The organism is Sorangium sp. So ce1335 (genome assembly GCF_051521615.1).
Lineage (GTDB): Bacteria > Myxococcota_A > Polyangia > Polyangiales > Polyangiaceae > Sorangium.
Window position 1 is genome coordinate 11,030,734 of record NZ_CP150363.1, and the last position, 13,112, is coordinate 11,043,845.

Sequence of the window (13,112 nt, forward strand, 5' to 3'; positions counted from 1 at the left end):
CTAGGATGCGCGCCGCCATGCTGGCTCGCTTGCGTGCTGCCCTCACCTCCGACTCGCCCCTGGCTCGCGTGCGCGCCGCCCTGACCTCCGATTCGCCGCGGCCGAGGCTCCTGCGCGGCGCCTTCGCGGCCGTCGCGTGCCTCGCGGGCCTCGCCTGTTACGCGATCACGGTCCACCGGCACATCCCGGTGGAGCACTGGCTCCTGTGGCGCCTCGCGCCGCTCTGGGGTTATTCGCTGCTGTTCCTGCTCTCCAGCCTCGGTGTCGGCCTCGTGCTGCTGCGCCGGGCGCTCCGCCTCGCGCACCTGCCGCCGGTCGAAGAGGGCCTGTTCGGCGTGGCGCTCGGCTCCATCGCCTTCGTGTTCGGCATGTACCTCGCCGGCGCGGTCGGGTGGATCCGCCCCTGGTACGGGCTCGCGCTGCCGGCCGCGCTCCTCGCGGGCGGCCTGCTGGAGCTGCCGCGCTGGCTGTCGCGGTTGCGAGGCGATCTCGACGCCTCGCGGACGCCGAGGGGGGCAATGCGCTGGCTGTGGCTCGCGGCGACGGGCGTCGGCGCGGTGGGCCTCGTGCTCCTCTACCTGCTGTCGCTGACCCCGGAGTCCATCAGCTTCGACGCGACCTGGTATCACCTGCCGATCGGGCAAGACTACGCGCGCGCCGGCCGCATCGTGCCGTTCTACGGCGACGTGAACCGCGCCTTCCCCCACCTCGCGAGCATGCTCTACTCCTGGGGCTTCAGCGTCCCGGGGCTCATCGTGGAGCAGCGGTGGATGCTGGCGCTCCACCTGGAGCTCGTGTTCGTCGCGTGGAAGGTGGTCGGCGTCGCGGCGCTGGCGCGGTACCTGCTGCAAGGCGAGCGCATTCCTGGCCTCTGGACGGCGTTCTTCCTGTTCCCGTCGCTGTTCGTCCAGGACCAGAACCCCGGCGGCTCGGCGGACCATTTCCTCGGCTTCTTCGCGGCGCCCGTCCTGCTCGCGTCGATGCGCTTCGCCGAGCGCTTCGACAGGCGGTACGCCGTCCTGCTCGGCGCGTCCCTCGGGGGCGCGATGCTCGTGAAGTACCAGGCCGTCTATCACCTCGCCATGGCGGCGGCGATCGTCGTGCCCCGCGCCGCGTACCTGCTCGGGCGCGCGGCCTTCCGCGCCGCGAAGGGGCGGCGGCGGCCGCTGCTGTCGCCGCGCCGCGTCCTCGTCGCGGGGCTCATCGCGTCGGGCGTGGCGCTCGGCACGGCCGCGCCGCACTTCGTCAAGAACACCATCTATTATAACAACCCCGTTTACCCGATGGCGCAGCGCGTGTTCACGCGGTCGTACCCGCAGCACGCGCGCTCCGCGGAGTTCATGGAGAAGGCGTACCCCAACAAGCCTTATCTGCCCAAGGGCGAGGGGCTCGAGCGGCAGCTCATCGCGGTCGGGAACTTCTTCACCTTCTCGTTCTCCCCGCACTACTCGTTCACGCGCTACGTGCCCTCGATGGGCTCGCTCTTCACGCTGCTCTTGCCGACCCTGCTGGTCATCCGCGGCCGGCGCAGGCCGGCGCTCGCGGCCTGGGCGGCGTTCGCGGGCATCTGGGTGTGGGGCAACACGTACACGGCGGACCGGTACCTCCAGGGCCTGCTCGCGGTGCCGATCGCCGCCACGGCGGCGATGCTCGTGCGCACCTGGCAGCTCGGGACGGTCGCGCGGCTCGGGCTCGTGCCGCTCGTGATCTTCCAGATCGTGTGGAGCGGCGATGTCCCCTTCTACTCCGGCCCGAACCGGCTGGAGCGCGCGCTCGCGCTGATCCGCTCCACGTACGAGAAGAAATGGAGCGACGCGCAGCGGTTCAAGTTCCGCGCGGATCACCGCGCGATCACCCAGGCGACGCCGCCGGACGCGCGCATCCTCGCGCGCAACTACCGCACGACGCTCGGCATCGAGCGCGAGATCATCTTCGATATCCAGGCCTGGCAGTCGCTCATCTTCTACGAGCCCGTGAGGGGGCCGCGCGAGCTCTACGAGCATTACCGGAGCGTCGGTATCACCCACATCCTGTACCCGCCGAACCAGCGCCCGCCGGACACGCTCCAGGCCGCCGTGCTGTTCAACGAGCTCGTCCACCGCCACGCGACCGAGAAGCGCCGCTTCGGCAGCCTCCAGCTCGCGACCATGCCGACGGCGCCCCCGCCGCCCGACGAGCTGCCGTACGAGGTGCTGGCGTTCGGCGCGCCGGGCTACGCGGACGGGCTCTATCCGGTCGAGGCGCTCCACATCCTCCCCAAGCTCCAGCCGCCCAAGGGCCAAGGGCCGAAGCCCGCGAAGGCGTGGCCCAGCGACAGCGCCGCGCAGGCCTCGCTCCTCGACGCGGCGGAGGCGGTGGTGCTCGGAAAGGACGCGGCGCGGCGCAGCCGCGCGCCGAAGCTGGACGGCGCGTTCTTCGCGGCGGAGCGCTTCAAGGGCTACACGGTGTACCTGCGGAACCGCCGCGACGCCGCCCCCGCAGAGCCGCCGCCGGCCGACGCGCCGAACGGGCAGGATCTCACGGACCCGGCAGATCCCTCGCAGGACGGCGACACGGAGGATCCGGGCGGCTGAGCGCCCGGGCGCCCGGGCGCTCGCGCGCCTGCGGGCGCTGCTCGGTGAGCAGCACGGCGCCCGGGCCCACGCGCGCCTGCGGGCGCTGCTCGGCGAGCAGCACGGCGCCCGGGCCCACGCGCGCCTACGGGCGCTGCTCGGCGAGCAGCACGGTCCAGGGGACCGGGCTCTTCACCTCGCGGACGGCGAGCTCGCTCCCCACGAGCGCCACGAGGTCGCGACGGCCGAAGTGCTGGATGTGGCCCGGCGTGTTGCCGAGATCGGCGAGGTACCGGCCGCGCAGCACGTTCAGCGCGCGCCAGAGCGGCTCGCGCGGCGTGCTCGCGATCACCCAGCGACCGGCCACGCGCCGCAGCTCGCGCAGCGCGCGCGCCGGATCCTCCAGGTGCTCGAGCACCTCGCAGCACACGACGAGATCGAACTCGCGATCCTCGAACGGCAGCGCGTAGACCGACGCCTCCCGGAACTGGACGAGGGGATCCACGTCCGGCGCGACGCGCTCCAGCGAGACGTCGGTGGCAACGAACCGCTCGGGCCGCGGCGCGTGCGTCACGAGGTGGTGGGCCAGCTTGCCCTCCCCGCACCCGACCTCCAGCACGGAGCGCGGCGCGACGCCGCGGTAGAGCTCCGTGACCGCGCCGAGGAACCCTCCCATCAGCATCCGGGCGACAGGGTTCTTCGTGCCGTACTTGTCGTAATGATTGCCGACGATGTTCCCGGACATGGTGCTCATCCCGCGCTCGCCCGCCTCTCCTGGATCCGCTGGTTGCGCCACGGCGTCGCGCCCGTGGTCTGGATTCCCTCCGGCCTGCGGCCCGGCGCCCGCTGCGCGAGCTCGGTCTCGAGCCGGCGCACGCGCATCAGCACCTCCTCGGTGAGGCGGCGGTTCGTCGCGATGAGCTCCGCGAGCAGCGCCACGGCCACGAGGATGCACGCCACGACGACGGCGCCCGTGCCGACGATCAGCGACTGGATATAACCGCTGTAATCCGGGTTCTGGAGGTAGAAGTAGAGAAACCGGACGCCGAGCGCGAGGCCGAACACGAGCAGGACCGCCGCGGCCCAGCCGACGAGCTGCACGGGCCGGTACATCGCATAGGCCCGGAACATCACGGGGCCAGCCCGTCGCAGGTAGTCGGGGATCGAGCGGAACAGCCGAGACTCACGCGTCTTCGGGTTGGTCGTGATCTTCACGTTCTCCACGGCGAGGCCGCGGCGGCCTGCCTGGATCACGGTCTCCAGCGTGTACGTGAAGCGGTTGTGCACGAAGAGCTGCAGCGCGGCCTTCCGGCTCACCGCGCGGAAGCCGCTCGGGGAGTCGGCGACCTCGGTGGCCGACAGGCGCCGGATGAGCCGCGAGCCCCACCGCTGCAAGACCTTCTTGAGCGGCGAGAAGTGCTCGATCATGTCCGTCTGCCGATCGCCGATCACCAGGTCGGCCCGACCCTCGATGATGGGGGCGACGAGCCTCGGGATCTCCGCGCCGCGATACTGGTTGTCCGCGTCGGTGTTCACGATGATGTCGGCGCCGAGCCGCAGGGACGCGTCGATGCCGGCCATGAAGCCGGCGGCGAGGCCGCGATTCCTGGGAAAACGGACGATGTGGTGGATCCCGAGCTGCTCGGCGAGCGCGCTCGTCCCGTCCGTGCTGCCGTCGTCGATGACAAGGACCTCGATCTCGTCCACGCCGTCGATCGACCTCGGCAGGTCGGCAAATGTCTGCGCGAGGGTCTCGCGCTCGTTCAAGCAAGGGATCTGGATGATGAGCTTCACGGGGGATGTCGCGGCGCAGCGTAGCACGATGCGCGTCGAGGGATTCACCTCGGATCACATCGTGGGCCCGCGTGCGCATGCCCCCGTCGCTCCTCCGCGGAGCGCTGGCGTCGGGGCGCCGGAGCCGACGGCCCGCAGTCCCCCCGTGCCGGGACCACGGACCACGCTCCGCGCTAGTTGAGCAGCTTCTTCGAGAGGTGCTTGACCGCCTCCTGCGCCGCCTGCCGCAACGCGACCTCCACCGCCTTGGAGGACGTGTCGCCGCGCACGAGGATGGCGCAATTGTCCCCTTCGGCCTCGAATGATGCGAGGGGGAGCTCCGTCGCCGCCTCTGCAGCGCGGATCGGGACCTGCACAGCAAGCGAGCCGACCTCGAGCTCCACGAACCCCACCAGCTCCGACTTGGATAGGTTCTGCATGCTTCGAACGTGGGTCGCCCAGGGGGGCTTAGCAAGGTCAGGTTTTTCCTGCTTGTCGGTGGGATCGAGCTCCACCGCGGCGCGCCACGAGCCGCGCGCTGCGTCGCGCGCTGCGTGCGCGTCGCGCGCTGCGTGCGCGTCGCGCGCCGCTTCGGCCGACGCGAGGTTCCGCACGGATGACCGCGCTCGCGTCAGCGCTTCAGCGAGGTGAGCTGGTCGGCCATGATGCTGCGGTGGCTGCGATAGACCTGGAGCACGATGGCCAGCGCGATCGCCGCCTCGCTCGCGGCGAGGACGATGATGAAGACCGTGAACACCTGGCCGGCCACGCCGCCCGCGACGAAGTGCTCGAACGCGACGAAATTGAGCGCGGCGGCGTTGAGGATGAGCTCGACGCCGAGGAGGATGCCCACCGCGTTCTTCCGCGTCATCACCGTGAACAGCCCGAGGCCGAAGAGCACGGCGGCCACGGTGAGGTAGTGGATGAGCCCGATCTCCATCGCCTACTCCCGCTCCCAGGAGCGCCTCACGGCGCGGCGCGCGAGCACGACGGCGCCGATCATGGCGGCGAGCAGGACGATCGAGCCGAGCTCGAACGGGAGCAGGTACTCGCCGAGGAACGCGTGTCCGAGCTTGGCGGTGGACGGCATCGCCGGCCGGGCCTCGGCGGGCCAGGGGGTCCGGGTCGCCACCCTGCCGAGCACGAGGAGCACCGCCGTGACGAGGACGAAGGCCACGGCGAGCCCGCCGCGCGGGTTCGAGATCTTCATCTCCTGGATGCGGCTCGTGAGCATCACGGCGAACAGGATGAGGATGAGCGTGCCGCCGACGTAGACGAGCACCTGCGTCGCCGCGAGGAAATCGGCCGACAGCGTGACGTACAGCCCGGCGACGCCGAGGAACGTGCCGAGCAGGGCCAGCGCGGAGTGGATGATGTTCCTGGAGAACGCCACGAGCCCGGCGGAGCCGAGCGTCAGCGCGGCGAGCCCGAGGAAGGCGATGGTGCTCAGGGGGGGCATGAGGTGAGGCCCGCGACGTTAGATCGCTGCCCACCGGCCATCAAGCCATCCAGCGCGGCGCCCCGGCTCAGGCGGTCGCCGCGCCGGCGTCGTCGGCCGCGGCCTCGGCGCGCCTGTCGCCGGCCTCGCCGCCGCCGTCCCTGGCGCGCTCGCGGCGCCAGATGGCGCGCAGCTCCTCCAGCGCGGCGGGGTTGTCGCGCATGGCGCGCTCGCGGGCCTCGCGGGCGTGAGGCCCGTACTCGCCGACAGGCACCTCGCCGAGGTCCTTCGGCGCCTTGTACAGCGGGACCAGCCCCTCCGGGATGAAGCGGAAGGTGAGGTGATCGAGCGTCGGCGCCGCGCCCTCGAACTCGCGGGTGTGGCGGATCGCGCCGGTCGACTCGGTCTTGCACGCCTCGACGCAGAGGCCGCAGTACATGCACTTGCCCATGTCGATGTCGAAGCGGCTCATCGCCTGCTTCTTCGTCGCCGGGTCCTTCTCCAGGTCGATGGCGATGCACTCGATGGGGCACGCGCGCTCGCAGCGCTTGCACCCGGTGCAGATGTCCATCTGCACCTCGAGGAAGCCGCGGTAACGCGGGGGGAGCATCTCGCTGACAGGGCGGTCCGTCTTGTCGGGATACTGGACGGTGATGGGCTCCCGGAACAGATGGGAGAACGTGACCGCCATCCCTTCCAGGATGGTCGTGGCCGCGCTGGAGATGCTCTTGATGTACTGGGCGAGATCCATGGGCGGGGACTTCTCCGGGGCCTGACGCGCCGGGCATACGGCCCTGACGAGGGAGGCGCCACACAAAGCAGGCTAGCAGATGGCGGCCTGCCTCGAGGCGTCCGGGGCGCGCTTTGCGAGCGCGCCACGCCGGTCGGGCGCGTACGTCGACGCGCGCCGCCGACGGCCGCGCCCGACCGGCGCGGCGCGCCGCCCCGACAAGCGCGGCGCGCCGGGAACCCGAGGGGCGCGGCGGGAACCCGAGGAGTGCGCGGAGGAGGTGGTGAACCTGTCCTCTCCTGTTGACGCGCACCCCGGGTGGCGATCATGGTCGTCGAATGACCCAGCTCCCCTTGTCGGGAACCTTCACCGCCCTGGTCACGCCATTCACGCCCGATGGCGAGGCCGTCGACTTCCAGGCGCTGGACGCGCTGGTCGAGGCGCAGATCGCGGGGGGCGTCAGCGGGCTCGTCCCCTGCGGGACCACGGGCGAGTCGCCGACCCTGACCGAGGCGGAGACGACGGCGGTCGTCCGGCGCGTCGTCGAGGCGGCCCGCGGGCGCGTGCCGGTGATCGCGGGGACGGGCTCGTTCTCGACGAAGAAGACGATCGAGGCCTCGCGCGCCGCGCTCGCCGCGGGCGCCGACGGCGTGATGATCGTGATGCCGTATTACAGCAAGCCGTCGCAGGACGGGCTCCGCGAGCACCTCCTCACCGTCGCGAAGGCGGTCTCGGCGCCGATCGTGCTCTACAACATCCCCGGGCGCACAGGGGTCGACCTGGCGGCCGAGACGACCGAGCGCGTCTGCGCCGCGGCGCCGAACGTCGTCGCGATCAAGGACGCCTCGGGCAACGTGCTCCGCTGCCAGGAGCTCGCGCGGCGCCTCGGCGACCGGCTGACGGTGCTGTGCGGCGACGACGCGCTGACGCTCGCGATGATGGCGCTCGGCGCGAAGGGCGTCATCAGCGTCACGTCGAACGTGCTGCCGCGCGAGACGAGCGCCGTGACCCGGAAATTCCTCGCCGGCGACCTGGCGGGCGCGCGGGCGGCGCACCTCGCGCTGCTCGAGCTGCACGGGCTCATGTTCGTCGAGCCGAACCCCGCCCCGGCGAAGGCCGCGCTCGCCGCGCTCGGCCGCATGAGCCCCGCGGTGCGGCTGCCGCTCGCCCCCGCCGGCGACGCGACCCGGCAGCAGATCGCCGAGGCGATGCGGCGGCTCGACGCGAAGCGCGAGGCGACGTGAGCGTGAAATCGAACGGCGATCATCGAGGCGTACCGATGGGCGTTCTGCGCGAGGTCACCGCGGCCGAGGAGGTCCGCTTGCTGAAGGTCGCGGTCCACGGCGCGAGCGGCAAGATGGGGCAGGCGATCGTCCGGCTCGCCGCGAACGAGCGCGCGCAGATCGTGGGCGCGATCGTGTCGCGCGGCTCGCCGCGCATCGGCCGCGACGTCGGCGAGCTCTCGGGGACGGGCAACCTGGGGGTCGCGCTGAGCGACGACACGAGCGCCGGGCTGCTCGGCGCGGACGTGGTCATCGATTTCTCGCGGCCGGAGGCGCTCCCGCGGCTCTTGCACCTCGCGATGCGGTCCAAGGTCGCGGTGGTCAGCGGCACGACGCGCCTCGACGCCACGTGCGAGCGGCTGCTCGACGAGGCGGCGCAGCACGTGCCCGTGCTCTGGTCGCCGAACACCAGCATCGGCATCCACGTGCTCGCGGAGATCGCGGCGAGCGCCGCGCGGCGGCTCGGGCCCGGCTACGACATCGAGATCGTCGAGGTGCACCACCGCGCCAAGGTGGACGCCCCGAGCGGCACGGCCGTGCGGCTCGCGGACGCGGTGCGCGCGGCCCGCGGCGAGGCCGAAGCGGCGCTCTCCGACGTGCACGGCCGCGAGGGCAACGTCGGCCCACGCAAGGGCGACGAGCTCGGGATCTTCGCCGTGCGCGGCGGCGACGTCATCGGCGACCACACGATCCACCTGCTCGGCCCCGGCGAGCGCCTGGAGCTCACGCACCGCGCCACGAGCCGCGATCTCTTCGCGCGCGGCGCGCTGCGCGCGGCGTGGTACCTGCACGGCAAGCCGCCGGGCCGGTACACGATGGCGGACGTGATCGGGGGCTGACGGCGGCGCGGCGGCGCGATGAGGAGGCGGCGACGCGCGATCCGGTGGGTCGCGCGCGGCGCCACAATGTGGTCCGCGGCCGGGCGCCGCACTAGGCTGCTCTGCCCGTATGGAAACGCTCGCTGCGCGGATCGCACGCGCCGGTCCCTTGCCGGCCAGGGACGCGGTGGGCTGGGTCGCGCGCCTGGCGAAGCGCATCGAGCGCCTGCACGCGCGCGGGACCGTCCACGGCCGGCTGTCGGCCGCGTGCGTCGTCATGGAGGGTGAGCCGTGCGCGTCGAGGGGGTGGCTCTCCGATCCGCTCGCGACGCCAGCCTTCGCGGCGTACCGCTCGCCGGAGCGAGCCGCAGGCGAGGGGCCCTCGCGCAGGGACGACGCGTGGGCGCTCGCGGTGACCCTGTACGTGGCGCTCTCGGGGAGGCTCCCCTTCCCGGCCGAGAGCGACCGGGAGCTGCGCCGCCTTCAGGACGCCGGCGCCGCCCCGCGGGCGACGCCGCCGGGCGCGGAGGGCGACGCGCTGTGGCGCGTCCTGGAGCGGGCGCTCGCGCGCGACGCCAGGCAGCGGATCGTCGAGGTCGACGCGCTCCGCCGCGCGCTGGAGGCGGCGCGGCCAACTGACGGGCTGGAGGAGCTGCCGCCGCTCGACGAGCACCCGCTCGCGGAGCCGCCGAAGACCGTGCCGGCGCCGCGCCCGTCGAACAGCGGGCTTCGGGGCGCGTCGAGCTCGCACCCGCCGCCGCGCAGGAGCGCGCCGCCGCGCGAGAGCTCCGGCGGCTCGCAGCCGCCGCGCAGGAGCGCGCCGCCGCGCGAGAGCTCCGGCGGCCCGCAGCCGCCGCGCAGGAGCGCGCCGCCGCATGGCCGTACGAGCTCGCTGCCGCCCGCCAGCGGGAGCTCCACGGCGCGCCGGACGCCGGTCCCGCTCCAGGGGCTCGCGACGCTGGGGCTTCGATCGACGGCGGGGACGCCGACCACCCCCGTGCCCGAGGCGCCGGATCGCCCCGCAACGGTGCCGCCGGCCCCGCCTGCTGCAATGCCGGAGCTCGCCGACGTCGCGCCGGCGGGCGCATCCAGCAGCCCGCCCGGGCCGGCAAGGCCGCCCGCGCGCACCGAACAGCCGTCCCTGTCGCTCCCGCAGCCGTCCCTGTCGCCCCCGCAGCCGTCCCTGTCGCCCCCGCAGCCGTCCCTGTCGCTCCCGCAGCCGTCCCTGTCGCCCCCGCAGCCGTCCCTGTCGCCCGCGGCGTTCTCCGCGCCGGGCGACGAGCTGGAGAGCCCGCCGCACGCACGCGCGGTGCCGCTGTTCGCGGGCGACGAGACACCGCCGGCGCTCTCGTCGCCGTTCGCGCTCGCGCCCCACGGCAACGTCGCGCGTGTCCGCGCGCCCGCCCCCGGCGCGCCGCGCGCTCCGGCCGCGGCGCCGACGCCGCGCCCGGCCGGAAAGAGGCCGTCCGCGGCCCGCCGGCTCGCCACGCTGGCCCTGTGCGCCGTCGCCGTCGCCGGAGCCGCCACGGCGGCATGGCTCTGGCTGCGCCACCGGGATGCCGGGGCACCCCGACCGCCCGTGCCGGCGCTGCCAGCAGCGCCCGCCGCCAGCGCCACCCCCGCAGCGCCCGGCGCCCCGCCCGCCTCGCCCGCGGCCGCACAGGACGCGGCCCCCGCGGCCGCGCACGACCCAGCCGCGGCGCCCGCCCCGGTGGACGCCGGCGCGGCGAGCGCGGCGCCGACCGGCGCGGCCTCCGCGGACCTCGCCGCGTGCATGGCGCCGCTCTTCCCCGGCAAGAGCGTCGACGCCGCGACCGCGGGGCAGATGTCGTTCGTCTGCGACGAGGTCGACCCGATGAAGGGCGTCGCCGCACTGAAGGGCCACCTCGCCCAGGCCGCCGGGGCCGAGGGCATCTCGGACGCGACGAAGGAATGGGGCGCGCTCCGCTGGTACGACATGGCGGCCCTCGCCGCGCTGCGCGCCCGTTGCTGCGACGCCCCGCCCCCCCTTGAGCTGCCCCACGCGCCGGAGGGCTGCCCCCCGCTCGACGAGGCGCTGAACGACCTCGGCGCGGCCGTCGCGTCGGCGTCCGCGCCCGACGATCGGGCGGTCGCGAAGGCGACGCGACGGTACACGCGGACGGTCCAGTGCGTCGTGCGGATCGGCGCGGCGAGCCGTTTCGGGCGCAAGAACAACCCGACCGCAGGAGAGGCGCGCGCCTTCAAGAAGGTGCTCTCGCGCGCCCTCCAGGACGCGGCAGCGAAGCGCTGAGCCTCCCGGCCCGGCGCGCCGTCCACCGCGGCGAGGCGCGCCGTCCACCGCGGCGAGGCGCGCCCGTCGCGGCCCGGACGTCCCCGGACGTGGATCCATCGACCGCCTCGCCGGACGGGCCGTTCTGGGGTAGCGTCCGCGGTCCCATGTCCAACGAAGCGAGCGATCTCCTGCTCGAAATCGGCGTCGAGGAGCTCCCCTCGTCGTTTGTCGAGGCCGCGCTCCGCGCGCTCCCGGAACTCGCAACGAAGCGCCTCGCGGAGCTCAGGCTCCGCCACGGCGCCATCCGCGCGCTCGGCACCCCGCGGCGGCTCGCGCTGCTCGTCTCCGCTGTCGCGGCGCGCCAGCCGGACCTCGAGGAGGAGGTCACCGGCCCGCCCGTCAAGGCGGCCTTCAAGGACGGCGCGCCAACGAAGGCCGCCGAGGCGTTCGCGCAGAAGCTCGGCTGCGCCGTGTCCGACCTGCGCCGCGTCGAGGGGCCCAAGGGCGAGTACCTCGCGGGCACCCGGCGCGAGGCCGGCAGGCCCGCGGCCGAGCTCCTCCCGGAGGTCATCGCGTCGCTCGTCGCGGCCATCCCCTTCCGCAAGTCGATGCGCTGGGGGTCGGGCGATTTCGCGTTCGGCCGCCCCATCCAGTGGCTCGTCGCGCTCTCCGGCGGCGACGTCATCCCGGTCGAGATCGCCGGCGTGCGCAGCGGCCGCACGAGCCGCGGCCATCGCTTCCTCGCGCCTGGCGAGATCGCGCTCGGCGCGGCGAAGGACTACGTCGATGCGATGCGCGCGGCGCACGTGATCGTCGACACCGAGGAGCGCGCGCGCCTCATGCGCGAGCGCCTCGTCGCCGCGGCCCGCGACGCGGGCGGGGTGCTGATCGAGGACGAGTTCCTGATCGGCGAGAACCTCTCGCTCGTGGAGGAGCCGCACGTCATCGTCGGCAGCTTCGAGGAGCGGTTCCTGGAGCTGCCGGAGCGGGTCATCCTCGAGGTCGCGCGCGGACACCAGCGCTACTTCGGCGTGCGCGACGCGAAGACGGGCGCGCTGCTCCCGAGGTACCTGGCGGTCGTGAACACCGCGGAGGCGCCCGAGACGATCAAGCGCGGCAACGACAACACGATGCGCTCGCGCCTGTCGGACGCGCAGTTCTTCTACCGCGAGGACGTGAAGATCCCGCTCGCGAACCGCCGCGAGAAGCTCGGCGGCATCGTGTTCCAGAAGCGGCTCGGCAGCGTGCTCGCGAAGGCGGAGCGCGTCGAGCGGCTCGCGCGCGAGCTCGGACTGCTGCTGATGCTGCCCGAGCCGACGCTGATGGCGGCCGCGTCCGGGGCGCACCTCGCGAAGTGCGATCTCGTGGCGCTGATGGTCGGCGAGTTCCCGGAGCTCCAGGGCGAGATGGGCCGCGCCTACGCGCTGGCCCAGGGCGTCAGCCCCGACGTGGCCGACGTCATCCGCGATCACTACCTGCCGAAGGGCGCCGCGGACGCGACGGCGCCGACGCACGCGGGCGCGCTCGTCGCGATCGCCGATCGCCTCGACACGCTCGTCGGCTGCTTCTCGATCGGGCTCATCCCGACGAGCACCGCCGACCCGTACGGCCTGCGCCGCGCGTGCCTCGGGGTGCTGCGCACGCTGCTCGATCGCGAGCTCGATCTGCGCCTCGGCGCCGCGTTCAGCGCGGCGTACGACGGCTACGCCGGGGTGGAGCTCAACGTCGCGCGCGAGGAGCTCACGGCGCGCCTCGGCGAGTTCTTCGCCGAGCGGCTGCGGGGCCTGCTCTCCGACCGGCTGCCGCAGGACGCGGTGGCCGCGTGCCTGCCGGTCGCCGCGAGCCGCCCGCTCGACCTCCGGGCGCGCGTGCGCGCGATCGACGCGCTCAGCCCGGACGTGCGGGCGCGGGTCGGCGAGGTCTTCAAGCGGGCGACGAACATCGCGGACAAGGCGCCCGCGGGCGAGCCGGTCGCGCCGTTCGGCAAGGACGTGCACGCGAGCGAGACGGCGCTCTTCGCGGGGTACCTGAAGCTGCGGGAGCAGATCGCGTCGGACGTGAAGGGCGGCGCGTACGACGCTGCGTTCCGGGCGGTGGCGGATTTCGCGCCGCTTCTCCACCAGTACTTCATCGACGTCTTCGTGATGACGGACGACGCGGCCGTGCGGGACAACCGCCTGCGGCTGATGCGCGCCCTGTCCGAGACGTGCGCGAGCCTTGCGAGGCTCGAGCTCCTCGGCGAGGCGCCGCGCGCGGCGTCCTGA

At 73.7% G+C, this 13,112-nt stretch carries 12 protein-coding genes; 5 read left to right on the top strand and 7 right to left on the bottom strand.

The features are described 5' to 3' along the window. The first annotated feature begins 17 nt into the window (after positions 1-17). The gene (locus WMF24_RS41320) at positions 18-2,573 is read left to right on the top strand and encodes a hypothetical protein (RefSeq protein WP_437732955.1); all 2,556 of its coding nucleotides are present in this window, start codon (positions 18-20) and stop codon (positions 2,571-2,573) included. A 124-nt stretch (positions 2,574-2,697) separates the two neighbouring features. Here WMF24_RS41320 and WMF24_RS41325 read toward each other — a convergent pair whose 3' ends face one another. From WMF24_RS41325 to WMF24_RS41350, 6 genes are all read right to left on the bottom strand, one after another. Next, positions 2,698-3,306, bottom strand: coding sequence for a class I SAM-dependent methyltransferase (locus WMF24_RS41325; RefSeq protein ID WP_437732956.1), 609 nt, complete (start codon positions 3,304-3,306; stop codon positions 2,698-2,700). Then, complete coding sequence (locus WMF24_RS41330; RefSeq protein WP_437732957.1) at positions 3,303-4,346, bottom strand: glycosyltransferase family 2 protein; 1,044 nt, start codon at positions 4,344-4,346, stop codon at positions 3,303-3,305. The genes WMF24_RS41325 and WMF24_RS41330 overlap by 4 nt, the downstream gene beginning before the upstream one ends. 173 nt (positions 4,347-4,519) lie before the next feature. Further along, positions 4,520-4,939 (bottom strand): hypothetical protein, encoded by a 420-nt coding sequence (locus tag WMF24_RS41335; RefSeq protein WP_437732958.1) that lies wholly within the window; start codon positions 4,937-4,939, stop codon positions 4,520-4,522. Between the two features lie 17 nt (positions 4,940-4,956). Then, a complete protein-coding gene (nuoK, locus tag WMF24_RS41340; protein ID WP_437732959.1) occupies positions 4,957-5,265 on the bottom strand; it encodes an NADH-quinone oxidoreductase subunit NuoK in 309 nt (102 codons plus the stop codon). Positions 5,266-5,268: 3 nt separating this feature from the next. Beyond that, entirely contained in the window at positions 5,269-5,784 is a 516-nt protein-coding gene (locus WMF24_RS41345) for an NADH-quinone oxidoreductase subunit J family protein (protein WP_437732960.1), read from the bottom strand. A 67-nt stretch (positions 5,785-5,851) separates the two neighbouring features. After that, on the bottom strand, positions 5,852-6,514 hold the full coding sequence (locus WMF24_RS41350) for a NuoI/complex I 23 kDa subunit family protein (protein WP_437732961.1): 663 nt from the start codon (positions 6,512-6,514) through the stop codon (positions 5,852-5,854). A gap of 317 nt (positions 6,515-6,831) precedes the next feature. On the opposite strand from WMF24_RS41350, the gene dapA reads away from it, so the two are divergent. Then, positions 6,832-7,737 (top strand): 4-hydroxy-tetrahydrodipicolinate synthase, encoded by a 906-nt coding sequence (gene dapA, locus WMF24_RS41355; protein ID WP_437732962.1) that lies wholly within the window; start codon positions 6,832-6,834, stop codon positions 7,735-7,737. Between the two features lie 77 nt (positions 7,738-7,814). Further along, entirely contained in the window at positions 7,815-8,615 is an 801-nt protein-coding gene (gene dapB / locus WMF24_RS41360; protein WP_437738915.1) for a 4-hydroxy-tetrahydrodipicolinate reductase, read from the top strand. 462 nt (positions 8,616-9,077) lie between these two features. On the opposite strand, the gene WMF24_RS41365 is transcribed toward dapB, so the two are convergent. Next, positions 9,078-10,370: a hypothetical protein gene (locus WMF24_RS41365; RefSeq protein WP_437732963.1), complete on the bottom strand. Its 1,293-nt coding sequence runs from the start codon at positions 10,368-10,370 to the stop codon at positions 9,078-9,080. Between WMF24_RS41365 and WMF24_RS41370 the strand changes: the two genes are divergently transcribed. Both WMF24_RS41370 and glyS read left to right on the top strand, forming a co-directional pair. Then, complete coding sequence (locus WMF24_RS41370; protein ID WP_437732964.1) at positions 10,369-10,866, top strand: hypothetical protein; 498 nt, start codon at positions 10,369-10,371, stop codon at positions 10,864-10,866. The genes WMF24_RS41365 and WMF24_RS41370 overlap by 2 nt on opposite strands. Before the next feature lie 146 nt (positions 10,867-11,012). Further along, positions 11,013-13,112, top strand: coding sequence for a glycine--tRNA ligase subunit beta (glyS, locus tag WMF24_RS41375; protein ID WP_437732965.1), 2,100 nt, complete (start codon positions 11,013-11,015; stop codon positions 13,110-13,112).